This window comes from Actinokineospora fastidiosa (genome assembly GCF_014648415.1).
In the GTDB taxonomy this organism is placed as follows: Bacteria; Actinomycetota; Actinomycetes; order Mycobacteriales; family Pseudonocardiaceae; genus Actinokineospora; species Actinokineospora fastidiosa.
Genome location: NZ_BMRB01000003.1, coordinates 18729 through 41446 on the forward strand (window position 1 = coordinate 18729; position 22718 = coordinate 41446).

The following is a 22718-nucleotide window of genomic DNA, read 5'->3' on the forward strand; positions in this document are numbered from 1 at the left end:
CACGCAGTTCTCGCCGCCGTCGGAGACCGAGTCCATGCTCCTGGACATCGGGATCATCGCCGTCCTGGTCGCCGCGATCATCACCGGCCTGCTGTACTACCGCAACCGGCGCTGACTCAGCCCGACACGCTCGGCTTGATGTTCTTCTCGAAGTAGTCGGTCAGGTCGACGGGCCCGTCGCCCGGGGTCAGCTTCGCGACCGACCCCATGATCGGGGTGTCGTCCACGCTGAACAGCAGGATGGCCGCGCCCTCGAGGATCTCCACCTCGTAGTAGGTCCCGCTGAGCTTGCCGCCGTTCCAGGCGCCGGTCTGGGCGTCGGACTTGTTCTTGCCCATCCCCGCGATCACCGCGTCGATGTTCTGGTCGACCAGGTCGGCCGAGTCGAAGTGGTAGTAGAGCGCGATGTAGCCGTCGTCGAGCGTGCAGGTGGCCGACTTCGCGCCCGGGGTCGGGATCGAGCGGGTGCCGAGGTTGATGCCGGACTCGCAGTCCCCGGTGGTGAGGACATCGCCCGCGACCTCCCGCATGCACGGGGTGAAGCCCGAGGCGTCGGTGTTCTGGTCGCTGCAGTCCGCGGCCAGGTCGCCCGAGCCGCCGCCCGACGTGGCGATGATGACGCTGACCACGCCGACCACCACGACCGCGACGATCGCCGTGGCCAGGTACCACATCTTGTTGCTGTTGGCCTTCTGCGGCGGACGCGGCGCCGGGTAGTGCGGCAGCGGGTTGGGCTGCGACGGCGGGCCGGGCGTGCCCACGGGGATCGGCGCCGACGGCGGCCCCTGCGCGGGCACCGGCGTGGACGGCGGCCCGGGCCGCTGCGCCGGGACACGGGGCGGGAACGGCTGGGCCGGGGTCTGCGGCTGCGCCGTGAATCCGCCGGTGCGCGGCACCATCGCCTGCGTGCGCTGGGCGTTCTCGATGGCCCCGCTCATGTCGCCGGTGCGCATCGTGACGCCCTCCTGGGGCACGTGGTGCGCGCCCAGGGCGACGGCGGTCTCCGGCTGGTCGAGGCTGGTCGGCACAACCCGCAGCTGCTCGGCGATCAGGGTCGCGATCAGCGGGATGCGGCTGGAGCCGCCGACGAGGTAGATGCCCGCGAGCCGGTCCGGGCTCATGCCGGTGGAGCGGATGGTCGCCGCCAGCAGCTCGACGCTGCGCAGCAGGCCCGGGCGGATCAGCGCCTCCAGTTCGACCCGCGTGACCAGCACGTCCTCGAACGGCTCCGGCAGCGGCACCTCCGTCTGCGGGTGCCTCGACAGCGCCTCCTTGGCCGCCTTGACGTCCTCGCGCAGCGCGCGCTGCGCGCGGCGGTCACCGGTGGACTCCGGCCGCAGCAGCCGCTGCCAGCCCGCGGGGTCGCGGTGGGAGACCTGCCTGCCGACGTGCTCCAGGAGCGCCTGGTCGACGTCGAGTCCGCCCAGGTCGGGCAGGCCCGCCTCGGCGAGCACGACGAAGCCCTTCTGCGTCGCGCCGACGACGGCGACGTCGAAGGTGCCCGCGCCCAGGTCGTAGACGGCGAGGGCCTGGCCGGGGGCCAGCTTCTGGCCGGGGAAGGACGCGAAGTGCGCGGCGGCGGCGACCGGCTCGGGGACCAGCACGATGTTGGACCCCATGCCCGCCTGCCGGGCCGCGGAGAGCAGGACGTTGCGGCGCACCGGGCCCCACTGGGCGGGGTGGGTCAGCCGGACCTCGTCCGGCTTCTTGCCCGCGAGCTGCCGGGAGGTCTCGTCGGCGACCCGCCGCAGCACGCCCGCCAGCGCGTCGGTGACCGGGACGACGACGTCGCCGAGCAGCAGGGTGCCCTCGTCGACGCGGCGCTTGGGGTTGGGTTCGAACCGGGAGGGGTCGAGCCGGGCCCGCCGCTCGGCGTCGCGGCCGACGACCAGCCCGCCGTCCTCGGCGGCGAACACCGCCGACGGCATCATCGACGACCCGTCGACGTCCACCACCCGCGGCGGACGACCGTGCGCGGCCAGCACGGCGACGGTGTTCGACGTGCCGAGATCCACGGACAGGACGTTCACTGCTCTCCCCTCGTCAAGCAACCCCCAGCCGCGCTCGCCGCGGCCACCCCCGGGATGTCGGGTGTGATGCTGCCATGCCCGGTCGCGTCCATGGTCGCGGTCCTGGCAAGTGGCGGTCGTGTCAAGGGCGACCCGGCAGGCTGTGGACAGCCGGGGCCTGTGGACAACTTCCGACGGCCGTCGGTGGGCTGGGTGAAGATGGCCGGGTGAGCAGCGACGTTCTCGACGTGTTCAGCCCGGCCACCAGGCAGTGGTTCACCGGGGCCTTCGCCGCGCCCACCGCCGCGCAGGCGGGGGCGTGGCAGGCGGCCGCGGCGGGCGAGCACGCGTTAGTCGTCGCCCCCACGGGCTCCGGCAAGACGCTGGCGGCGTTCCTGTGGGCGCTGGACCGGCTGGCAACCGAGGGCCCGCCCGCCGAGGTCAAGCACCGGTGCCGGGTGCTCTACGTGTCCCCGCTGAAGGCGCTGGCGGTGGACGTGCAGCGCAACCTGCGGGCGCCGCTGGCGGGCATCCGCCAGGCCGCGCACCGGCTCGGCCTGCCCGAGCCGGACATCACGGTGGGCATGCGCACGGGCGACACCCCTGCCGACGAGCGGCGCGCGTTCGCCCGGACCCCGCCCGACGTGCTGGTCACGACGCCGGAATCGCTGTTCCTGATCCTCACGTCCGCGGCCAGGGAGTCGCTGCGCGGGGTCCGGACGGTGATCGTCGACGAGGTCCACGCCGTCGCGGGCGCCAAGCGCGGCGCGCACCTGGCCCTGTCGCTGGAGCGGCTCGACGCCCTGCTGGAGTCCCCGGCCCAGCGGATCGGGCTGTCGGCGACGGTGCGGCCGGTTGAGGAGGTGAGCGCGTTCCTGTGCGGCGGGCGGCCGGTGACGGTGGTGCGGCCCGCGTCGGCCAAGACGATCGAGGTGCGGGTGGAGGTGCCGGTCGAGGACATGTCCCGGCTTGACGAGCAGCCGCCCATGAGCGAGGAGGACGGCATCCGGCCGCCGCCGAGGAACTCGATCTGGCCGTCGGTGGAGCGGCGCGTGCTGGAGCTGGTCCGCGGGCACCGGTCGACGATCGTGTTCGCCAACTCGCGGCGGCTGGCGGAGCGGATGACCGCGCGGCTCAACGAGCTGGCCGAGGAGGAGGTGCCCGACCTGGACCGCTTCCCCGCGGAGGCCATCGGGCAGTCGGGGCTGGCGCGGACGACCACGCCCGTGGTGGCGCGGGCCCACCACGGGTCCATGTCGCGCGAGCAGCGGACGATGGTGGAGGAGGACCTGAAGGCGGGGCGGCTGCCGTGCGTGGTGGCGACCTCGTCGCTGGAGCTGGGCATCGACATGGGCGCGGTCGACCTGGTGGTGCAGGTCGAGTCGCCGCCGACGGTGGCGGCCGGGCTGCAGCGGGTGGGCCGGGCCGGGCACCAGGTGGGCGCGGTGTCGCGCGGGGTGATGTACCCGAAGTTCCGCGGCGACCTCGTCTCCTGCGCGGTGGTCGCCGAGCGGATGTCGGCGGGCGCGATCGAGGCCGTGCGCTACCCCCGCAACCCGCTCGACGTGCTGGCCCAGCACATCGTGGCGATGACGGCGGTGGAGCCGTGGACGGTGGACGAGCTGGCGTCGGTCGTGCGGCGGGCGGCCCCGTACGCGGCGCTGCCCGACTCGGCGCTGTACGCGGTGCTGGACATGCTCGCGGGGCGGTACCCGTCGGAGGAGTTCGGCGAGCTGCGTCCGCGCGTCACCTGGGACCGGATCTCCGGGGAGCTGCGCGGTCGACCGGGCGCCCAGCGGCTGGCGGTGACCTCCGGCGGCACGATCCCCGACCGCGGGCTGTTCGCCGTCATGACCCCGGGCGACGAGGGGCGGCCCGGGTCGCGGGTCGGCGAGCTGGACGAGGAGATGGTGTACGAGTCGCGGGTGGGCGACACGTTCCTCCTGGGCACGTCCGCGTGGCGGGTCGAGGACATCACCCACGACCGGGTGATCGTCACGCCCGCCCCGGGCGAGCCCGCGCGGATGCCGTTCTGGAAGGGCGACTCCCCGGGTCGGCCGCTGGAACTGGGCCGCGCGCAGGGCGCGTTCCTGCGGGAGCTGGCCGCCGCCGAGCCCGCGGCGGCCCGGGAGCGGGCGGCCGCGGCCGGGCTCGACGCGTGGGCGACCGACAACCTGCTGGCGTACCTGGCCGAGCAGCGGGAGGCCACCCGGCACATCCCCGACGACCGCACGCTGCTGGTCGAGCGGTTCCGCGACGAGCTGGGCGACTGGCGGCTGGTGGTGCATTCGCCGTTCGGCGCGCAGGTCAACGCGCCGTGGGCGCTGGCCATCGGCGCCCGGCTGCGCGAGTCGCGCGGGGTCGAGGCGCAGATCGCGCACTCCGACGACGGCATCGTCGTCCGGCTGCCCGACACGGTCGACGACTCCGGGCGGGAGCTGGTCGCGGGCGCCGAGGACGTGATCCTCGCGCCCGAGGAGGTCGAGCAGATCATCGTCGCCGAGGTGGGCGGCTCCGCGCTGTTCGCCTCCCGGTTCCGGGAGTGCGCGGCCCGCTCGCTGCTCCTGCCCCGGCGGGACCCGCGCCGTCGGACCCCGCTGTGGCAGCAGCGGCAGCGATCGGCGCAGCTGTTGTCGGTGGCGTCGAAGTACGAGCAGTTCCCGGTCGTGCTAGAGGCGATGCGCGAGTGCCTGCAGGACGTGTACGACGTCGCGGGCCTGCGTGAGCTGATGACGGACGTGCGGGCGCGGCGCGTGCGGGTGGTAGAGGTCCAGACGCAGTCGGCGTCGCCGTTCGCCCGTAGCCTGCTGTTCGGCTACATCGGGATGTTCCTCTACGGCGAGGACGTCCCCCTGGCCGAACGCCGCGCGGCCGCGTTGTCCCTGGACAGCGCGCTGCTGGCCGAGTTGTTGGGGTCGGAGGCCATCCGGGAGCTGCTCGACCCGGAGATCGTGGCTGAGGTCGAGCGCTCGCTGCAGCGGCTCACGCCGGAGCGGCACGCCCGGCACGCCGAGGACGCCGCCGACCTGCTGCGCTTCCTGGGCGACCTCAGCGAGGCCGAGGCGGCCGAGCGGGGCGTGCGGCCGGAGTGGCTGGCCGAGCTGCAGCAGGCCCGGCGCGCGCTGCGGGTGCGCATCGGCGGCGAGGAGCGGTTCATCGCCATCGAGGACGCGGGCCGGGTCCGGGACGCGCTGGGCACCGCGTTGCCGGTCGGTGTGCCGGAGGTGTTCACCGAGCCGGTTCCCGACCCGCTCGGCGACCTGCTGTCGCGTTATGCCCGCACGCACGGGCCGTTCCCGGCGGCGGAGGCCGCCGAGCGGTTCGGGCTGGGGGTGTCGGTGGTGACGGGCGTGCTGGAACGGCTGGCGGGGTCCGGCAGGCTGGTGCGCGGCGAACTGCGGCCCGGCGGCACGCACACCGAGTTCTGCGACGCCGACGTGCTGCGACGGCTGCGGCGCGCGTCGCTGGCCCGGCTGCGCGCCGAGGTCGAGCCGGTCGAACCGGCCGCGCTGGGGCGGTTCCTGCCGGGGTGGCACGGCGTGGGCCGCAAGCAGCGCGGGCTGCCGACCGCTGACGATGTGCTGTCGGTGATCGAGCAGTTGGCGGGGGCCCCGCTGCCCGCGAGCGCGGTGGAATCGCTGGTGCTGCCCGCCCGGTTGCCGGGCTACAGCCCCGCCCTCCTCGACGAGTTGACCGCGACGGGGGAGGTGACGTGGTGCGGCACGGGGTCGCTTGCGGGCGGCGACGGCTGGCTCGCGCTGGCCCCGTCCGACGTCGCCGACCTGCTGCTGCCCGATGTCGAGGAGGCGGTGCCCGACACCCCGCTGCACGGCGCGGTGCTGTCCGCTTTGGACGGTGGCGCGCTGTTCTTCCGCCAGTTGGCCGAGCGTGCCAGTGCCGTACTGCTCGACGGAGGCGCCGAGGCGCCCGGTGACGCGGACGTGATCGCCGCCCTGTGGGACCTCGTGTGGGGCGGTCTGGTCACCAACGACACCTTGGCGCCCCTGCGGGCGGTGCTGTCCGGCGGCGGTGCCCATCGGCCGCGTCGGTCGGCGCCCCGCGGCCGCTACGCCCGGATGCGCGCGGCGCGCCCGAGCATGCCGAGCCGGACGGGCCCGCCGACGGTGGCGGGCAGGTGGTCGCTGGTCCCCGACCGCGAGACGGAGACCACCCGGCGGGCGCACGCCCGGGCCGAGGCGTTCCTGGAACGCCACGGCGTCCTGACCAGGGGCGCGCTGGACACCGAGCGCGTGACGGGCGGGTTCAGCGGGGTCTACAAGGTGCTGCGGGCGATGGAGGAGTCCGGGCAGATCATCCGCGGCTATGTCGTGGAAGGGCTGGGCGCGGCGCAGTTCGCCAGTCGTGGCGCGGTGGACCGGCTGCGCGCGTTGTCCCGCTCGGATGACGCGGTGGCTGACGCGGAAGCGGTGGTCCTGGCCGCGGCCGACCCGGCCCAGCCGTACGGGGCCGCCCTGCCGTGGCCGGACCCGGTCGGCGCTGGTGGCCACCGTCCGGCCCGCAAGGCGGGAGCTTTAGCCGTGCTCGTGGACGGCACGCCCGCGCTGTACGTGGAGCGGGGTGGTCGGACGCTGCTGTCGTTCACCGAGGCCGAGGCCACCCTCCGCTCCGCCGCGGAGGGCCTGTCCCGGGCGGTGCGCGACGGCTGGTTAGGCGAGCTGTCGGTCCAGCGCGCCGATGGCGAGGTGGCGCTCACGTCGTCGCTGGCGGATGTCTTACGCGAGGCGGGCTTCCGCGCGACGCCGAAGGGCTTACGCCTGCGCGGCTAGGCGTCGAACGTGTGCGGGAAGTGGGCGATGGCCGCCCGGTAGTACGCCGGGTTGTCGGTCTCGATCCCGTACGCGGCGTCCTCGATGAGGGTGCAGCGGGCGTAGAACACCGTGCGGTCGAAGTCGGCCGCGCCGTAGGGACCGCGGTAGTGGCTGAGGACGGCGTCGTGCACCGCCGGTCCGAGGTCGAGGAACAGCCGCGCGAAGTCCTGGGCGCGATCGGTGACGGCGGCGTCAGTCCAGTCGATGACGCCGGTGAGCACGCCGGTCTCGGTGTCGACGAGCAGATGCTCAGCACCGAGATCGTTGTGCGAGAAGACAAGCGGCCCGGCCATGGCGGGCGGCTCACTATCCAGGAAGGACTCGACAGCCCGGCGTTGCGCCGCTGTCAGAAAGGAGGAGATGGACCGATACGACTCGACGGCCTCGGCCAGCCAGACCCCGGTCGACTCGTCGTCCACCCCCGCGAGCACACCGAACTCCGCCACGGGCGCGTTGTGGAGCACGGTGAGCAGATCGGCGAGCGGACCCGCCAACGCGGCATCGTCCACCCGCCTCAGCTCGGGTTCGATGTCGATGTCCCCGAAGCGGACATCGAGAAGCTGCTTACCCGGCAGCTCGCGGTAGACGAGGACACCAGCCTCGGCGTCCACCACCAGCGGCACAGGCACGGCAACCGCGACCCCGCCCGCGGCAAGCAACGCGCCAACAGCCGTAAGCAAGTCCGCATCCCGCTTGGTGGCGGCAGCACGAGCAGCCAGACCAGCCTGCTCGACACCGAGGCCGGACAAACCACCCTGCCCGACACCGCGGTCAGGCAAGCCAGTTTGCCCGGCAACGTGACCGGGCAAGCCACCCTGCCCGACAACGTGACGAGGCAAACCGCTCTGCCCGGCAACGTGACCAGGCAAGCCAACCTGCCCGACAACGTGATCAGGCAAGCCACCCTGCTCGACAACGTGACCGGGCAGGCCGCTCTGCCGGGCAACGCCGTCGCGCAAGGCGCCCTGCGCAGCGACGCGGCCGGGCGAAGCGCCCTGGGCAGCGACGCGGCTGGGTGAGTCGGGCAGGCTGGGTGAGTTGGACAGGAGGGCTTGGCCAGGAGCGACACCGGCTTCGTCGCCGACAGCTTCGGGTCGGCGTTCGTGGAGTCCGACTGCGGGGCTGCGTAAGTCAGGCTGCCCACCATCGCCGTCGGGCGGGTAAGCATGCCCGGCAGCGCGGCTAGGCGCGTCGGCGTGTGTGGAGTCGCGGCTGGAGGAGGCGGCTTGGGTGGTGGCGTGGGCGTGCGGCGGCGGGGCTGGGTCGGCAGGTGGGGCAGGCTGCTTGGCTACGCGGACGATGTAGTTGTCGGCCTTGTAGGCGATGTTGTCCTGGCCTTCGCCCAGGTAGGTCACAGTGGTGACGGGGAGGCGGTGGCGAGCGAGCAGGGCGCGGAGGGCGGGCTCGTCGGGGGTGGTGGGGGGCACGGGGGATCAGCGGGGGCTGAGGATGCAGAACTCGCTACCCTGGGGGTCGGCCAGGACTTTCCAGGGGACGTTGCCTTGGCCGATGTCGGTCTCGGTGGCGCCCAGGGCGAGGAGGCGGTGGGCTTCGGCGTCCAGGGTGTCGTCGGGGTAGGGGGCCACGTCGAGGTGTAGGCGGTTCTTCACCGTCTTCGGGGCGGCGGGCAGGAACTCGAGCCAGGGGCCGCGGGTCTCGGGGTGGCGCAGTGCTGCCGTTCCGTCGGTCTGGCGAAGGAGGTTCCAGCCGCTCGCGGCCTGCCAGAAGGTGGCGGAGGCGGCGACGTCGGTGGTGTCCACGACGATCGCGGCTAGGGCGCCGGTGTCGGCGTACTCGGGGCGGGGGTCGAGGACGCAGAACTCGTTGTCCTCCGGATCGGCCATGACCACCCACGGCACTGCGCCCTGGCCGATGTCGATCCGGCGGGCGCCGAGCTCCTCGGCGCGGGCGACTGCGGCCAGCTGCGCCTCGGGGGTAGCGGAGGCGAGGTCGAGGTGGAGCCGGTTCTTGGCGACCTTCGGCTCGGCGACCGGGACGAACACCAACTCCAGCGGGCACCCGTCCCCGGCCGCGGGCTCGACATCGACCTCCTCGTGGTCGGCGAAGGTCAGCGGCCAGTCGAGCAGGGCCGCCCAGAACTCGGCCTGCCCGCGCATGTCGGCCGCGTCGACAACCACGCTCACCAAACGAGTCGCCATGGCGGCACCGTAGTCGACCCCGAGGACGCCGTCGCGCCAATTTCCGGCGTGACGGGGCGGTCGGGTGCTGCGGCCCGGATGGGATGAGGCGGCGTGATCGGGGGCTACGGAGTCGAGAGAAGGCTCGCAAGAAACGAAGGGGGTGCTGCGCTGGAGAAGGGGTGAGACCAGGCAGGTGGGGAGGACACGGTGGCTCGTGTCCTCCCCAGACGGGATGCCGGTCGGTGTCTACTTGGTGGCCAGGCGGAGCAGTGCCCAGAACTGCGCTATCGCGTCGAAGTCGCCGGATTGCGTTATCGCTCGGTCGTAGACGGCGCGGCGGCCCCAGAGCCACAGGTACAGCTCGGTCGGATCTCCGGTGATCACCGCGTCGGCGGGGGTTGTGGGCGACACCTCGGCCGTTGACGTGCCTGTCGCGTCCATTGTGGCCAGCCAGGTCCGGTGGGCCGAGCGGACCGCCACCGTGGCCGGGCGGGTGCCCGCCACCCCCTTCTCCGCCAGGCGGTGGGTGAACCAGAGGGTCATGACCTCGTCGATGCCGTCCAGAGCGACCTCGTCCGGTATCGGGCTCAGGTCGCGGGATTGGGCGGCTTCGATGTCCGTGCGGTGGATCGTCGACTCGTGCGCCATGCGCCTGCGCCAGAAGGCGTAGGTGCGGTCGTCGGGGTGCCAGGTGGCGCACGGGGTGTTCGGCGGATGCGCGGCCAGTTCGCCCAGCAGGGCGCGGAGGCCGTCGCGGAGGTAGTTCTCCACCGTCTCGCCGTCGGCGGGTTCTCGGTGCCAGATGGCCGGGCGCGTGCCGGTGCGGATCCAGGTCACGACCATGCGGTAGACGCTGCCGAGGTGGCGGGCGGTCTCCCCGACCGTCAGGCCGGGGCAGCCGGGCACGGGGCGGTCGTGGTCGGCGCCCTCGGCGGCCATGGCCGCGCGGGTGCCCTCCCGTTCCACCACGTCGAGCAGGTCGTCCTGGGTGAGGGCGCGGGTCACCGCCGGGAGCCGTGGACGGCGCGGTGCACCAGGGCGACGAACAGCCCGGCCTGGCGGGCCAGGTCGTCCGCGGCGCGCGGGCCCACCCGGTCGACCAGACCGGCCTGCACGGCGGCCCGCGTGCCCGAGCAGGAGGCGAAGAACGCCGCCCACTCGCGCATCTCCGGGGCCACCGACGACAGCAGCGTCCAGACGCTGGTGGGCTTGGCCCGCCCCCGGTGCGGCCGCCCGCGCACGGCGAGCAGCGCCGCGGCGGCGCGCAGGGCGCACAGGTACGCGTCGGCGAAGCGGTAGGCGGGGTGGGACTGGCGGGCGGCTTCGGTCAGGCCGTCCTCGGCCTGGCGCAGCAAGGCCACCGCGGTGGGCGGCACGGCCGGGGTGACGGGGAAGTCCAGGGTGCTGGTCACGGGGGACTCCTCTCCTCGACTGGACCGCTGGTGGGCCGCCGAGGGGAGCCGGCGGGGCTCGGCGGCGAGGCGCTTCCCCCGCCGCACCGCCGAGCCGTATCGAACTTGTGTTCGATAGTACCACCGTAACCGCAGGAAGGGGGCCTATCAACCGCCGCATCCGGAAGGTGATGTGATGGAGCGGTGACCACACTCGACCACCCCGCGGTGCTGACGATCGCCGCGGAGTTGCGGGCCAAGGGCATGGCCGGGGCCGCAGCCGGGATCCGGATGCTCGACGACGACGTGCGCACCGCGGCCGCGGCCGCCGCCGCGCTGGGGATCGAGGTCGGCGCGATCGCCAACAGCCTGGTGTTCGCCGCCCACCACGGCGCGGAGAAGCGGCCGCTGCTCGTGCTCACCTCGGGCAGGCACCGCGCCGATCCGGCCAGGCTGGCCGCGCTCACCGGGGCGGACGCCATCAGCCGCGCCGAGCCTGCGTTCGTGCGCCTGCACACCGGGCACGCCATCGGCGGCGTCGGCCCCGTCGGCCACCCCGCGCCCGTGCCGACCCTGGTGGACACCGCTCTGGCCGACTACCCGGTGGTGTGGGCCGCGGCCGGGCACCCGAAGTCGGTGTTCCCCACCACCTACGCCGATCTGGTGATCCTGACCGGGGGCACCGCTGCGGTCGTGGCCGTGGGAGAGGATGATCCCATTCCGTGACCGCCGCCCCGTCCCCCCACGTGCAACGGTTCGTCGAACTGCGGGTCGACGAGCTGCGCGCGCGGCTGCGCGAGGCCCTCGACCTCTACGTCACCGCGATGCGCTACCCCCAGGGCACGGCCGAGCAGCGGGCCCCGATGTGGCTGGCGCACATGATGCGCGAGGGCTGGCGCTGCGTGGCCGCCCTCGACGACCGCGGCCGCCTGGCCGGGATCGCCTACGGCTACCGCGGCGCACCCGGCCAGTGGTGGCACGAGCAGGTGCGCCGCGGGGTCACCGAGCAGAGCGGCGCCGCGGTCGCCGACCTGTGGATGTCGGACTACTTCGAGCTGACCGAGCTGCACGTGCGCCCGGAGATCCAGGGCCGGGGCACCGGCGCGGAGCTGGTGGCCCGGCTGGTGGACGGCGTCCCCAGCGCGCACGTGCTGCTGTCGACGCCGGAGGGCCCGTCGCGCGCGTGGCGGCTGTACCGCAGGCTCGGCTTCACCGACGTCCTGCGGCACTACCGCTTCGCGGGCGACCCGCGCCCCTTCGGCGTCCTCGGCCGGGTGCTGCCCCTAGAGGAGCGCTAGCCGCTCGCGCAGGGTGTCCAGGCCCATGCCGCCCATCTCCAGCGCGCGCTGGTGGAACTCCTTGAGGTCGAACGCCGACCCCTTGCGCGCCTTGACCTCGTCGCGCGCGGCCAGCCACAGCCGCTCGCCGAGCTTGTACGCAGGCGCCTGCCCCGCCCAGCCCAGGTAGCGGTCGACCTCGTCGGCGATGCAGTCCGGGTCGGTGATCGTGCGGGTGCGCAGGAACTCCAGGGCCAGCTCGGCGTTCCACCGCTCGCCCTCGTGGAAGCCGGTGCCGCGCGGGATCTCCAGGTCGAGGTGCACGCCGAGGTCGATCACCACGCGGGCGGCGCGGAAGAGGTGGGCGTCGAGCATGCCCAGCAGGTTGCCGTCGTCGTCGAGGTAGCCGAACTCGCGCATGAGCCGCTCGGCGTAGAGCGCCCAGCCCTCGCCGTGCCCGGACACCCACGCCATCGAGCGCTGGAACCGGTTGAGGCTGTCGCCCTGGAACACCGCAGTGGCGATCTGCAGGTGGTGGCCCGGCGCGCCCTCGTGGTAGACGGTCGTGACCTCGCGCCAGGTGGAGTAGTCGGTCTTGCCGTCGGGCACCGACCACCACATGCGGCCGGGCCTGCTGAAGTCCTCGGTCGGGCCGGTGTAGTACGCGCCGACGACGCCGCCGGGCGGGGCGATCAGGCACTCCAGGGCCATGAGCCGGTCCGGGATGTCGAAGTGGACGCCGCGCAGGTCGGCGAGCGCCTGGTCGGACAGGCCCTGCATCCAGTCCTGGAACGCCTGCTTGCCCGCGATGCGGTAGCGCGGGTCGGCGTCGAGGGCCGCCGCGGCGCCCGCGATGCCAGCGCCGGGCGCGATCCGCTCGGCGACCTGCTTGATCTCCGCCTCGACCCGGCTGAACTCCGCCCAGCCCCACTCGTAGGCCTCGTGCAGGTCGATCCTCGCGCCGAGGAAGTTGCGGGACCACAGCTGGTAGCGCCGCTCGCCCACCGCGTCCTCCCGGGGGGCGCGCGCTGCCAGCTCGCCGGTCAGGAACTCGGCCAGCTCGCCGTACGCCGCGGCCGCCTTGCCAGCGGCGGCGTCGAGGTCGGCGCGCAGGGCGTCGCTGGTCACGGACGCGCCAGCGACGAGTCCGGTGAAGTGGCCGTCGGCGGCGACGCGGCACTGCTCCGCGGTCTTGACGACCTGGCGCAGCGCGGGGGCCTGCCCGGCGTCGGCGGCGGCCAGCAGCGCTGCCCGGTAGCCCGCGAGCGCGTCCGGCACGCCCGCGAGGCGCTTGGCGATGACCGCCCAGTCGTCTGCCGTCTCGGTGGCCATCAGGTCGAACACCTGGCGGATGTCCTGCGGCGCCGAGGCGATGACGTTCAGCGGCGCGGTCAGCTCGCCCGCGTCGTAGAGGTCGGCGACGACCCCGACCCGCTCGGTGAAGACCGCCTTGGCGTCGGCCTCGGACTTGTCGGCGGGCTCGGCGGCGGCCATCGCCGCCAGCGCCCTGCGCGCCAGCTCCGCCCTGGCCGCCACCCCGTCCGGGGAGAGGTCGGGCATGCGGTCGTCGTAGCCGACGATGCCCTCGTACGTGGCCAGGATGGGGTCCAGCGCCGCGAGGTCGTCGACGTAGGAATCGCTGATCTTGTGCACACCGTCATGTGGGGACGCCATGCCCGGCACGCTACCTGTCGGGTGACCGCCCACGGCACCGCATCACCTCCCCCGCTGAACGGTCCGGGCAGGTACGGCAGGATGACACGGGTGCACTCCCGCGAAACCGACAGCCGTCCCCGTTTCCGCAGGCAGGCCCTACTGGCCGTGCTCGCAGTCGTGGCCACGCTCGCGCTGTCGGGCTGCGTGCGCGTGCAGGCGGCCCTCGCGGTGTCCGACCGCGACACCGTGTCCGGCCAGCTGGTGATCGCCTCGGTCCTGCTGCGCAAGGAGGACACGGGCCCGGAGCTGACCGTGCCGCCGGAGCTCATGGCGAAGGTCAAGACCGAGCCGTACACCGCCGACGGCTACGTCGGGACCACGGTCAGCTTCCAGGAGCTGACCTTCGCCGAGGTCGGCCTGCTCACCCAGACGCTCACCCCGGGCAGGCAGTACCGGCTGAGCTTCCGCCGCTCCGGCAACCTGGTCACCATGGCGGGCTCCGCCGACCTGAGCGAGCTGCCCGCCGACCGGGCGGACGTGCGGCTGCGGGTCGCCTTCCCGGGCACGGTGATCCAGACCAACGGGGTGAACGAGGACGGCACGGTGAGCTGGACGCCGAAGCCGGGCGCGGTCACCGAGTTCCTGGCCACGATCGAGTACAGCGACCGCTCCGGCGTGTCCTGGACGAAGTGGGTGGCGATCGTCGGCGCTGGCGCCGTGGGCGTCGCGCTGCTGGTCGTGGTGCTCGCCCTGGCCACGCACCGGCGCGACCGCAGGCCCGAGGTCCAGCGGCACTAGGCCCTGGCGGGCACCAGCCCCAGCCGGGCCACCACCTCGCGCGTCGCCTTCGAGCGGTTGAACGTGTAGAAGTGCAGCACGTCCACGCCCTCGGCCAGCAGCCGCTGGCAGGTCTCGGTGACGATGTCGACGCCCTCGGCGCGGAAGGCCTTGGCGTCGTCGACGAGCGGGTCGAGGCGGGCGGCGATGCGCGCGGGCACGTCGGAGCCGGACAGCTCGATGGTCTTGGCGAGCACCTTCGGCGTGGTCATCGGCATCACGCCCGGCAGGATCGCCGCGTCGCAGCCGCGGGCGGCGACCCGGTCGCGCAGGCGCAGGAAGTCCTCGGGCTCGAAGAACAGCTGGGCGATGGCGAAGTCGGCGCCCGCGTTGAGCTTGCGCACCAGGTGGTCGGTGTCGGTGTCGAGGTCGGCCGAGCGCGGGTGGCCGTAGGGGAAGGCGGCTACGCCGACGCAGAAGTCGCCGAGGTCGCGGACCATGCGCACGAGGTCCTCGGCGTAGGCAAGGCCCTGCGGGTGCTGGACCCACTCGCCCATCACGTCGCCGGGCGGGTCGCCGCGCAGGGCCAGCACGTTGCGGATGCCCTGCTCGGCGAACCAGCCGATGACGTTGCGCAGCTCGGCCACGGAGTGGTTGACGGCGGTGAGGTGTGCCATCGAGCACAGGTCGGTCTCCCGCGCGAGCCTGCCGGTGGTGCGCAGGGTGCGGTCGCGGCTGGAGCCGCCCGCGCCGTAGGTGACGGACACGAAGGCCGGGTCCAGGCCCTCCAGCTCGCGGATCGCCCGCCACAGCCGCTGCTCGTCGGCCTCGTCGCGGGGCGGCATGAACTCGACGGAGAAGACCGGACGGCCTGATCTGATGCGCTCCACCACCGTGGTCATGGTTTAAAGGGTATCCAGCCACCGGGACAGCGCCCATCTCGTGGACTGCTGGTTCCACCAATCGGAACAACGGTGCGAGCCGGGACACCCCGGCGCGACCGGGAGCACGGTCACAGCGGACGATAGCGGGGTGCAGCAGGCGCTCCGACCCCATCCCGAGGCACCCATCGACGACGCGGTGGCCGCGCACGTCGAGCGGGCGCTGACCGACTACCTGGTGACGCGGCACGCGGACATGGCCGAGGCCGCGCCGTCGTTCGGCACGGCGGTGGCGTCGCTGGCCGGGTTCGTGCTCGGCGGCGGCAAGCGGCTGCGGCCCACGTTCGCCTGGTGGGGCTGGCGCGGCGCGGGCGGCGCGGGCGCGGGCGTGGACGCGCGCGCGGTGCTGCGCGGGGTCAGCGCGCTGGAGCTGATCCAGGCGTGCGCGCTGGTGCACGACGACCTGATGGACGCCTCCGCGATGCGCCGGGGCAAGCCCACCGTGCACATGGACTTCGCCGCCCGGCACCGCGAGGCGGGCTGGCTCGGCGAGCCGGACCGCTTCGGCGCCGCGACCGCGATCCTGCTCGGCGACCTGGCCCTGGCCTGGGCCGACGACATGTTCGCCACCTCGGGCCTCGACGCGGGCCGCCTGGCCGCCGCGCTGCCGCCGTGGCAGGCCATGCGCGCGGAGATGCTGGCCGGGCAGTACCTCGACGTGCTCACCCAGGCCCGAGGCGACGAGTCCGAGGCGACGGCGCTGAGCGTGGCCAGGATGAAGACCGCCGCCTACACCGTCGAGCGCCCGCTGCACCTGGGCGCGGCGCTGGCGGGCGCGCCCGCGCCGACGGTGGCCGCGCTGCGCGCCTTCGGCGCCGACATCGGCCTGGCCTTCCAGCTGCGCGACGACCTGCTCGGCATGTACGGCGACACCGAGGTCACCGGCAAGCCCGCGGGCGACGACCTGCGCGAGGGCAAGCGCACGCTGCTCATGGCCCTGGGCATGGCGATGGCCGGGGACCGCGCCGCCGTCCTGCGCGCCGCCCTCGGCGCCGACGACCTGTCCCCCACGACCCTCGCCGACGTGCGCGGCATCCTGGTGGAGGTGGGCGCGGTCGCCGAGGTGGAACGGCGCATCGACGCCCTCACCGCGACCGCGCTGGCCGCGCTCGACCGCGCCGACCTGGCCGGACCCGCCGACCGGGTGCTGGCCGAGCTGGCGGTGGCCGCGGGGCGGAGGACGAGCTGACCATGCGGACCATCACCGGCCGGACCGATCACGTGGTCGTGGTCGGCGCGGGGCTCTCCGGGCTCTCGGCCGCGCTGCACCTGGCGGGCGCGGGCCGCGAGGTGACCGTCCTGGAGGCCGCGGCCGCGCCCGGCGGCCGGGCCGGGCAGGAGGTCATCGCCGGGCACCGGGTCGACACGGGCGCGACCGTGCTCACCATGCCGGAGCTGATCGACGAGGCGCTGAGCGCGGTCGGGGCGTCCGTGGCCGAGCTGGACCTGGTCCGCCTCGACCCCGCGTACCGCGCGCACTTCGCCGACGGCAGCACCGTCGCCGTGCACACCGACGCGGCGGCGATGGAGGCCGAGGTCCGGCGGGTCGCGGGGCCCCGCGAGGCGGCGGGCTACCGCAGCCTGCGCGCCTGGCTGACGCGGCTGTACCAGGTGGAGCGGGACCGGTTCATCGGCGCGAACTTCGACTCCCCCGCCGACCTCGCCCGGCCCGAGCTGGCCCGGCTCGCCGCGCTCGGCGGGTTCGGCAGGCTCGGCCCCGCCGTGGCCCGGCACCTGTCCGACGAGCGCCTGCGCAGGCTGTTCTCCTTCCAGTCGCTGTACGCAGGCGTCGCCCCGAGCCGGGCGCTCGCGGCCTACGCGGTGATCGCGTACATGGACACCGTCGCGGGCGTGTACTACCCGCGCGGCGGCATGGGCGCGGTGGCCGAGACGATGGCCGCCGCCGCGGGGCGCGCGGGGGTGCGCTTCCGCTACGGCACGGCGGCCGCCTGGCTGGAGCGCATCGGCAGCCGCGTGCACGCCGTGCGCACGACCTCGGGCGAGCGGGTGCCCTGCGACGCCGTCGTGCTGACCGCCGACCTCGCCGCGAGCTACCGGCTGCTGGGCATCACCCCGCGCAGGCCGCTGCGGCTGCGCTACTCGCCGTCCGCGGTCGTGCTGCACACCAGCTCGCCGAGGTCCTGGCCGGAGCTGGACCACCACACGATCTTCTTCGGCCGCGAGTGGGAGCGGACCTTCAGCGAGATCACCCGGCGCGGGCGCCTGATGCGCGACCCGTCCCTGCTGGTGACCCGCCCGACGAAGACCGACCCCGGCCTGGCCCCGGACGGCCGGGAGCTGGTGTCGGTGCTCGCGCCCTGCCCGAACCTGGCGGTCGGCCCGGTGGACTGGCGGCGGATCGGCCCGGTCTACCGCGACGAGCTGGCCGCCGAGCTCGACCGGCGCGGGCTCACCGGGTTCGGTGCGGACACCACGGACCTGCGCCTGGTGACCCCGGCGGACTGGGCGGCGGCCGGATTGGCCGAGGGCACGCCGTTCTCCGTGGCGCACACCTTCGCCCAGACCGGCCCGTTCCGCCCGCGCAACCTGGTGCCGGGGGCCGACAACGTGGTGCTCGCGGGCAGCGGGACCACGCCCGGCGTCGGCATCCCGCCGGTGGTGATCTCCGGACGGCTGGCCGCGCAGCGCGTGACCGGAACCGGCCAGTCGGCGGGCCGCTCGCGCGGGCGCGGGGAATCTGTAAGCGGAATGTGAGTTTTCGGGCGCGCCCCAGGGGAATCCGGCGGAGATAATGCCGGGGGCGCGGGCGGACGGCGAGTAGGAGCGGCGGATGCGGATGCGGGGACGGCGGCGCGGCGGGGCGGTGGTCGCCCTCGGGGCCGTGCTCACCCTGGGGGCCGCGTGCACGTCGGCGGTCGGGGGCGTCCCGCAGGCCGCCGGGGTCATGCCCGCCACGGCGGGCCAGACGGCAGCGCAGTCCCTGCTGGACCTCGCCGAGTCCGGCGCCGTCCACTACGTCGGCACGATGACCGCGTCGAACGAGAAGGTCGACTTCGACCTCGTCGCCGCCCGCACGGGCGAGATCCAGGGCAAGGTCGTCATCGGCGGCCAGCCCGCCTCGGTGCTGGTCGTCAACGACACGATCTACCTCAAGGGCGCGGCGGCCTTCTGGAACGAGATCTCCGGCATCGGCGGCACCGGCCGCAGCGCGGCGATCGCGGGCCGCTGGGTGCAGACCCCGAGCGGGCTGCTCGGCCTGGAGTTCAGCGGGGTGTTCGCGCCGGAGGCGCTGAGCAACCAGCTCGCGCGCGGCGCCGAGGCCGCTGGCGACGAGCCGTTCACCGAGGCCGGGACGGAATCGGTGGCGGGCGTGGACGCGGTGAAGGTCACCACCGAGGGCGGCACGCTCTACCTGGCCGAGGAGGCCCCGCACGGGCTGCTCAAGGTCGAGGCGCCCCGGCTCGGCCGCGCGGACCCGACCAGCGTCGAGGACCTGACCGCCGAGATCAAGGACGCCTCCGCCGAGCTGACCGCCTTCTACGCCGAGTTCGCCAAGAACGCCGACGCCCTGGCCGCCCCGGTCGACGCGCTCACCACCGTGACCGAGGGCGAGCACAACTTCGACGGCTGCGGCGCCGACAGCTGCTCGATCGTGGTGCGGTTCACCAACTCCAGCAAGCTCGCGGTGACGGTGTCCGTGCGCGGGACCTGGCAGGGCGACGGCGCCCCGCTGGGCACCTGCGACACCAAGGCGGGGCCGGTCGCCCCGGGCCAGCAGGGCGAGGCGCGCTGCACGCTCAACACCCCGCAGTGGAAGCAGTTCTACCAGCGCGCGAACTCCGTGGCGGGCAACCACCCGTACAGCGTTGAGTGGTCGACGCTCGTGCTGGCCGACGCGCCGGACCTGACGCAGCTGCAGGAGCGGGCCGCGGTGGAGCCCGCGACGGCGTCGGACCGGACCGAGGGCAGCCACTTCGTCTACGCCCTGGCCTACGGCGACGGCCAGGTGTGGAAGTACGGGGTCGCCGCGGGCGACTCGTGGCAGGAGCACGCTGGCCGCCAGCTCTCCGCCTGCCTCGCCGCGACCAAGGCACTGTGCGATGTGGACCTCGTCACGGCGACCGACAGCGCGGTGGCCGGGTACCGGCTCATGGGCGACCTGGTCGCCGAGGAATGCCCGGCAGGCCAGTGGGCTGCCTGTAAGCGCTGACACAACGGCGACGGGCCGCGACAGGCCCTATGCGAGGATGCGCAGGCCATGCGCGCCGACCCCGACCTGGCGACGGCCTACGCGGCCTGCCGCCTCATCAACGCCGAGCACGGCCGCACCTACTTCCTCGCGACCCGGCTCCTCCCGCCGCACCGGCGGCCCGCCGTGCACGCGCTGTACGGGTTCGCCCGGCTCGCGGACGAGATCGTCGACTCCCCCGGCCCCGACCCGGCCGCCGCCCTGGACGCGCTGGAGAACGACCTCCACGCGGCGTTCCTCGGCGCCTACGCCCACCCCGTGCTCGCCGCGCTGGCCGACACCGTCGACCGGTTCGCCATAGACCCCGGCCTGTTCGACGTGTTCCTCAAGTCGATGCGTATGGACCTGACCGTGACCGACTACCCGGACCTGGACGCGCTCGCCGAGTACACGCACGGCTCGGCCGGGGTGATCGGGCTGATGATGCTGCCCGTGCTGGGCACCGTCGGCCCGCGCGCGGACGCCGAACCGGCAGCGGCCGCGCTGGGCGAGGCGTTCCAGCTCACCAACTTCCTGCGCGACGTCGGCGAGGACCTCGACCGCGGCCGGGTGTACCTGCCCGCCGACCACCTGGCCGCCTTCGGCGTCGACCGGGAGCGGCTGGCGGCCACCCGCGCGGTCGGCGGCGACCGGAGGGTGCGCAGGGCCATCGCGCACCTGGTGGCGCACACGCGCGCGGTGTACCGCCGGGCCGTCCCCGGGATCGCGCTGCTGGACCCGGTGGCGCGCCCGTGCGTGGACACCGCGGCGCGGCTGTACGCGGGCATCCTCGACGAGATCGCCAGCGCCGACTACGACGTGCTGACCCGCCGCGCGGTGGTGTCCCGGCGCAGGCGGCTGGCGGTCGCCGCGCCGGGACTGGCGCGGTGCCTGCTCGCCCGGGTCAGAACGCCAGGGCCTGGGCCCGGCGCTTGACCTCGCGGCCGCGGTTGCCGCGCAGCGCGTCGATCGGGCGGCCGGGCAGCGACTCGTCGGCGGTGAACAGCCAGCGCAGCATCTCGTCGGGGGTGAACCCGGCGTCGTGCAGCACGGTGATCGTGCCGGGCAGGCCCTTGACCACCTCGGCGTCGACGAGGAAGTCGGCGGGCACGGCCAGCACGCCACCGCGGCGCAGGGCCAGCAGGTGGTGGTCGCGCAGCGCCTGGTGGACCCGGGTGACCGGCTGGTCGAGGCGGGCGGCGACGTCCGGCAGCGGCAGGACCTCCACCTCGGGGTCGAGCACGTCGGCGGCGGCGGGAATCGAACTCACGGTTGTCCACTGTGCCACAACCGGACATGTGAGGCAGCCGTGAAAATCCCGGCCTTCGCCACGGCGCGGCGCGCGCGTCCGTACGATCGACCACTGTGCGGGAGACGGGTCTGATCGGGGCGCTGCTGGAGCAGCGCTACCGAGTCGACGCTCCGCTGGCGCGCGGCGGCATGTCAGCGGTCTACCGGGGTGTCGACACCCGGCTCGACCGCCCGGTCGCCATCAAGGTCATGGACCAGCGCTTCGCCGCCGACCCCAGCTTCGTCGAGCGCTTCGAGCGCGAGGCCCGCTCCGCGGCGCGCATCCACCACCCGAACGTCGTCGCCGTGCACGACCAGGGCCTCGACGGCGACCACGTGTACCTGGTGATGGAGCTGGTCGACGGCGGCACGCTGCGCGACCTGCTCATCGAGCGGGGCGCGCTGCCGCCGCCGCTGGCCGTGTCGATCCTGGAGCCGGTGCTGGCCGCGCTGGCCGCCGCGCACGCCGCCGACCTCGTGCACCGGGACGTGAAGCCGGAGAACGTGCTCATCGGCGCGAACGGCGTGGTCAAGGTCGCCGACTTCGGGCTGGTGCGGGCGCTGTCGAGCCCGGGGACGACCAAGAGCAGCGTGATCCTGGGCACCGTCTCCTACCTGTCACCCGAGCAGGTGACGACCGGAACGGCCACGCCGCGCGGGGACGTCTACTCCGCGGCCATCGTGCTGTACGAGATGCTGACGGGCGCCCCGCCGTACGTGGGCGACAACCCGCTCTCGGTGGCCTACCGCCACGCCAACGACGACGTGCCGCAGGCAGGCGCCCTCGTCCGCGGCCTGCCGCCCGCCCTCGACGAGCTGGTCACCCGGGCCACCCGCCGCGACCCGGCAGCCCGGCCCGCCGACGGCGCGGCGTTCCTCGCCGAGCTGCAGCAGGTGCGCGCGACCTCGGCGCTGCCGAGGATGCGCATCCCGGTGCCGACGCCGAGCCCGCTGCCGCCCGCGCCGCCGGTCGAGGTCCCCGTCGTCCAGGAACCGGACCCGGGGCCGGAGGCCCCGGCCCCCGAGGAGCCCGACGAGGACAGGACCGTCACCACCGATCCCGCCGACGCGCCGACCGAGCGCGCGGTGGCCCCGGTGCACGACCCCGAGGCCACGGTCCGGGTCAGCACCGGCGCGCTCGCCGCGGCGGGCATCGGCCAGGCGACGGTGATGCGGCCGCCGCAGGGGTTCAGCGCGGCAGGCCCGCAGGGCACCAGGGCCATGCTGCGCTCGGACCTGGAGAAGGTCATCGAGGCGGCCCAGCAGCCGCCCCCGCCGACCGGCCCGCAGCCGCTGCCCGGTCCCCCGCCGCCCCCGCCGCCGCCGCGGTCGGCGACCCGCCGGTATGTGCTGATGGGCATCGCCGGTGTGCTCGTCCTGGCCCTGCTCGGCACGCTGACCTGGTGGTTCTCCTCCGGCCGCTACACCGTCGTCCCGTCGTTGGCGGGCGAGGAGGTCAGCGCGGCCGAGGCGGCCGTGCGCGAGGCCGGGCTGACCCCGTCGGTGGACCGCCAGCGGCACAACCAGGTCCCGCAGGGCGTGGTCATCAGCACCGATCCCGGCGGGGGCGCCGAGCTGCTGCGCGGCGACCCGGTCACGCTGGTGGTGTCCGCGGGCAGGCCGGTGGTGCCCGACGTCGCCCCCGGAGCCGACCCGGCGGCCGCCGAGGCTGCGATCCGCGAACACGGCCTGCAGCCGCAGCGCGACGACGCCGTCAACATCTACGACGAGCAGGTCCCCGAGGGCCGGGTCGTGCGGCTGAACCCGCCTGCCGGGTCGTCGCTGGACATCGGCACCCGGGTCGTCATCATCCTCAGCCGGGGCCCCGCGCCCAAGCAGGTCCCCGACCTGCGCGGCAAGACCCGCGACGAGGCGTTCGCCGAGCTGACCGCCAACGGCTTCCAGCCCGTCGACGGACCGGCCGAGTTCTCCCCGGACGTCGAGGGCGGCCGCGTCATCCGCACCGACCCGCCCGCGGGCACGACCATCGACGCCAAGGGCAACAAGCAGGTCACCGTCGTCGTCTCCGACGCGGTGATGGTGCCCGACCTGAGCGGGCTGACCGTGCCCGAGGCGCAGGCGAAGCTGGCCGAGCAGGGGCTGTCGATCGAGTTGCAGCCGTTCTCCAACGGCAACGGCCGGGTGATCACCCAGTCGCCCGGTCCGGGCACCCGGGTGCAGCGCGGCGGCAAGGTCCAGGTGTTCGCGTTCTGACGTC

Annotated in this window: 17 protein-coding genes; 9 read left to right on the forward strand and 8 right to left on the reverse strand. The window is 74.3% G+C overall.

Annotated features, from left to right (window positions below; translation table 11 throughout):
* Positions 1 to 116: 116 nt before the first annotated feature.
* A complete protein-coding gene (locus IEY98_RS18930) occupies positions 117 to 2030 on the reverse strand; it encodes an Hsp70 family protein (protein WP_189211913.1) in 1914 nt (637 codons plus the stop codon).
* A gap of 206 nt (positions 2031 to 2236) precedes the next feature.
* Here IEY98_RS18930 and IEY98_RS18935 point away from each other — a divergent pair, with 206 nt between their 5' ends.
* The gene (locus IEY98_RS18935; protein WP_229787070.1) at positions 2237 to 6796 is read left to right on the forward strand and encodes an ATP-dependent helicase; all 4560 of its coding nucleotides are present in this window, start codon (positions 2237 to 2239) and stop codon (positions 6794 to 6796) included.
* Here IEY98_RS18935 and IEY98_RS32735 read toward each other — a convergent pair.
* The 4 genes from IEY98_RS32735 to IEY98_RS18960 form a co-directional block, all read right to left on the reverse strand.
* On the reverse strand, positions 6793 to 8265 hold the full coding sequence (locus tag IEY98_RS32735) for a phosphotransferase (protein WP_308425905.1): 1473 nt from the start codon (positions 8263 to 8265) through the stop codon (positions 6793 to 6795). The two genes, IEY98_RS18935 and IEY98_RS32735, sit on opposite strands and share 4 nt — an antisense overlap.
* Before the next feature lie 6 nt (positions 8266 to 8271).
* Positions 8272 to 8997, reverse strand: a complete 726-nt coding sequence (locus IEY98_RS18950) for a VOC family protein (protein WP_189211917.1) — start codon at positions 8995 to 8997, stop codon at positions 8272 to 8274.
* A gap of 228 nt (positions 8998 to 9225) precedes the next feature.
* Positions 9226 to 9984, reverse strand: a complete 759-nt coding sequence (locus tag IEY98_RS18955; protein WP_229787072.1) for a maleylpyruvate isomerase family mycothiol-dependent enzyme — start codon at positions 9982 to 9984, stop codon at positions 9226 to 9228.
* The gene (locus IEY98_RS18960; protein WP_189211918.1) at positions 9981 to 10391 is read right to left on the reverse strand and encodes an SAV_6107 family HEPN domain-containing protein; all 411 of its coding nucleotides are present in this window, start codon (positions 10389 to 10391) and stop codon (positions 9981 to 9983) included. The genes IEY98_RS18955 and IEY98_RS18960 overlap by 4 nt, the downstream gene beginning before the upstream one ends.
* A gap of 183 nt (positions 10392 to 10574) precedes the next feature.
* On the opposite strand from IEY98_RS18960, the gene IEY98_RS18965 reads away from it, so the two are divergent.
* Both IEY98_RS18965 and IEY98_RS18970 read left to right on the forward strand, forming a co-directional pair.
* Positions 10575 to 11096: a YbaK/EbsC family protein gene (locus IEY98_RS18965; protein WP_189211919.1), complete on the forward strand. Its 522-nt coding sequence runs from the start codon at positions 10575 to 10577 to the stop codon at positions 11094 to 11096.
* A complete protein-coding gene (locus IEY98_RS18970; protein WP_189211920.1) occupies positions 11093 to 11668 on the forward strand; it encodes a GNAT family N-acetyltransferase in 576 nt (191 codons plus the stop codon). The genes IEY98_RS18965 and IEY98_RS18970 overlap by 4 nt, the downstream gene beginning before the upstream one ends.
* On the opposite strand, the gene IEY98_RS18975 is transcribed toward IEY98_RS18970, so the two are convergent.
* On the reverse strand, positions 11654 to 13321 hold the full coding sequence (locus IEY98_RS18975; RefSeq protein ID WP_189211921.1) for a DUF885 domain-containing protein: 1668 nt from the start codon (positions 13319 to 13321) through the stop codon (positions 11654 to 11656). The genes IEY98_RS18970 and IEY98_RS18975 overlap by 15 nt on opposite strands.
* 90 nt (positions 13322 to 13411) lie before the next feature.
* Here IEY98_RS18975 and IEY98_RS18980 point away from each other — a divergent pair, with 90 nt between their 5' ends.
* Complete coding sequence (locus IEY98_RS18980) at positions 13412 to 14101, forward strand: LppM family (lipo)protein (protein WP_189211922.1); 690 nt, start codon at positions 13412 to 13414, stop codon at positions 14099 to 14101.
* On the opposite strand, the gene IEY98_RS18985 is transcribed toward IEY98_RS18980, so the two are convergent.
* Entirely contained in the window at positions 14098 to 14982 is an 885-nt protein-coding gene (locus IEY98_RS18985) for a methylenetetrahydrofolate reductase (protein ID WP_189211923.1), read from the reverse strand. The two genes, IEY98_RS18980 and IEY98_RS18985, sit on opposite strands and share 4 nt — an antisense overlap.
* 130 nt (positions 14983 to 15112) lie before the next feature.
* On the opposite strand from IEY98_RS18985, the gene IEY98_RS18990 reads away from it, so the two are divergent.
* From IEY98_RS18990 to IEY98_RS19005, 4 genes are all read left to right on the forward strand, one after another.
* On the forward strand, positions 15113 to 16210 hold the full coding sequence (locus tag IEY98_RS18990) for a polyprenyl synthetase family protein (protein WP_229787073.1): 1098 nt from the start codon (positions 15113 to 15115) through the stop codon (positions 16208 to 16210).
* Between the two features lie 2 nt (positions 16211 to 16212).
* Positions 16213 to 17736, forward strand: a complete 1524-nt coding sequence (gene crtI / locus IEY98_RS18995; protein WP_189211924.1) for a phytoene desaturase family protein — start codon at positions 16213 to 16215, stop codon at positions 17734 to 17736.
* A 76-nt stretch (positions 17737 to 17812) separates the two neighbouring features.
* Complete coding sequence (locus IEY98_RS19000; RefSeq protein WP_189211925.1) at positions 17813 to 19192, forward strand: hypothetical protein; 1380 nt, start codon at positions 17813 to 17815, stop codon at positions 19190 to 19192.
* Between the two features lie 48 nt (positions 19193 to 19240).
* A complete protein-coding gene (locus IEY98_RS19005) occupies positions 19241 to 20146 on the forward strand; it encodes a phytoene/squalene synthase family protein (RefSeq protein WP_189211926.1) in 906 nt (301 codons plus the stop codon).
* On the opposite strand, the gene IEY98_RS19010 is transcribed toward IEY98_RS19005, so the two are convergent.
* On the reverse strand, positions 20115 to 20480 hold the full coding sequence (locus IEY98_RS19010; protein ID WP_189211927.1) for an Rv2175c family DNA-binding protein: 366 nt from the start codon (positions 20478 to 20480) through the stop codon (positions 20115 to 20117). The two genes, IEY98_RS19005 and IEY98_RS19010, sit on opposite strands and share 32 nt — an antisense overlap.
* Before the next feature lie 95 nt (positions 20481 to 20575).
* On the opposite strand from IEY98_RS19010, the gene IEY98_RS19015 reads away from it, so the two are divergent.
* Positions 20576 to 22714 (forward strand): Stk1 family PASTA domain-containing Ser/Thr kinase, encoded by a 2139-nt coding sequence (locus IEY98_RS19015; protein ID WP_229787074.1) that lies wholly within the window; start codon positions 20576 to 20578, stop codon positions 22712 to 22714.
* Positions 22715 to 22718: the final 4 nt, after the last annotated feature.

Bases quoted from the DNA above. Each gene is read 5' to 3' on its own strand.
- IEY98_RS18950 (WP_189211917.1), bottom strand. From the start codon at position 8,997: ATGGCGACTCGTTTGGTGAGCGTGGTTGTCGACGCGGCCGACATGCGC.
- IEY98_RS18975 (WP_189211921.1), bottom strand. From the start codon at position 13,321: ATGGCGTCCCCACATGACGGTGTGCACAAGATCAGCGATTCCTACGTC.
- IEY98_RS18985 (WP_189211923.1), bottom strand. From the start codon at position 14,982: ATGACCACGGTGGTGGAGCGCATCAGATCAGGCCGTCCGGTCTTCTCC.
- crtI (WP_189211924.1), top strand. From the start codon at position 16,213: ATGCGGACCATCACCGGCCGGACCGATCACGTGGTCGTGGTCGGCGCG.
- IEY98_RS19000 (WP_189211925.1), top strand. From the start codon at position 17,813: ATGCGGATGCGGGGACGGCGGCGCGGCGGGGCGGTGGTCGCCCTCGGG.
- IEY98_RS19005 (WP_189211926.1), top strand. From the start codon at position 19,241: ATGCGCGCCGACCCCGACCTGGCGACGGCCTACGCGGCCTGCCGCCTC.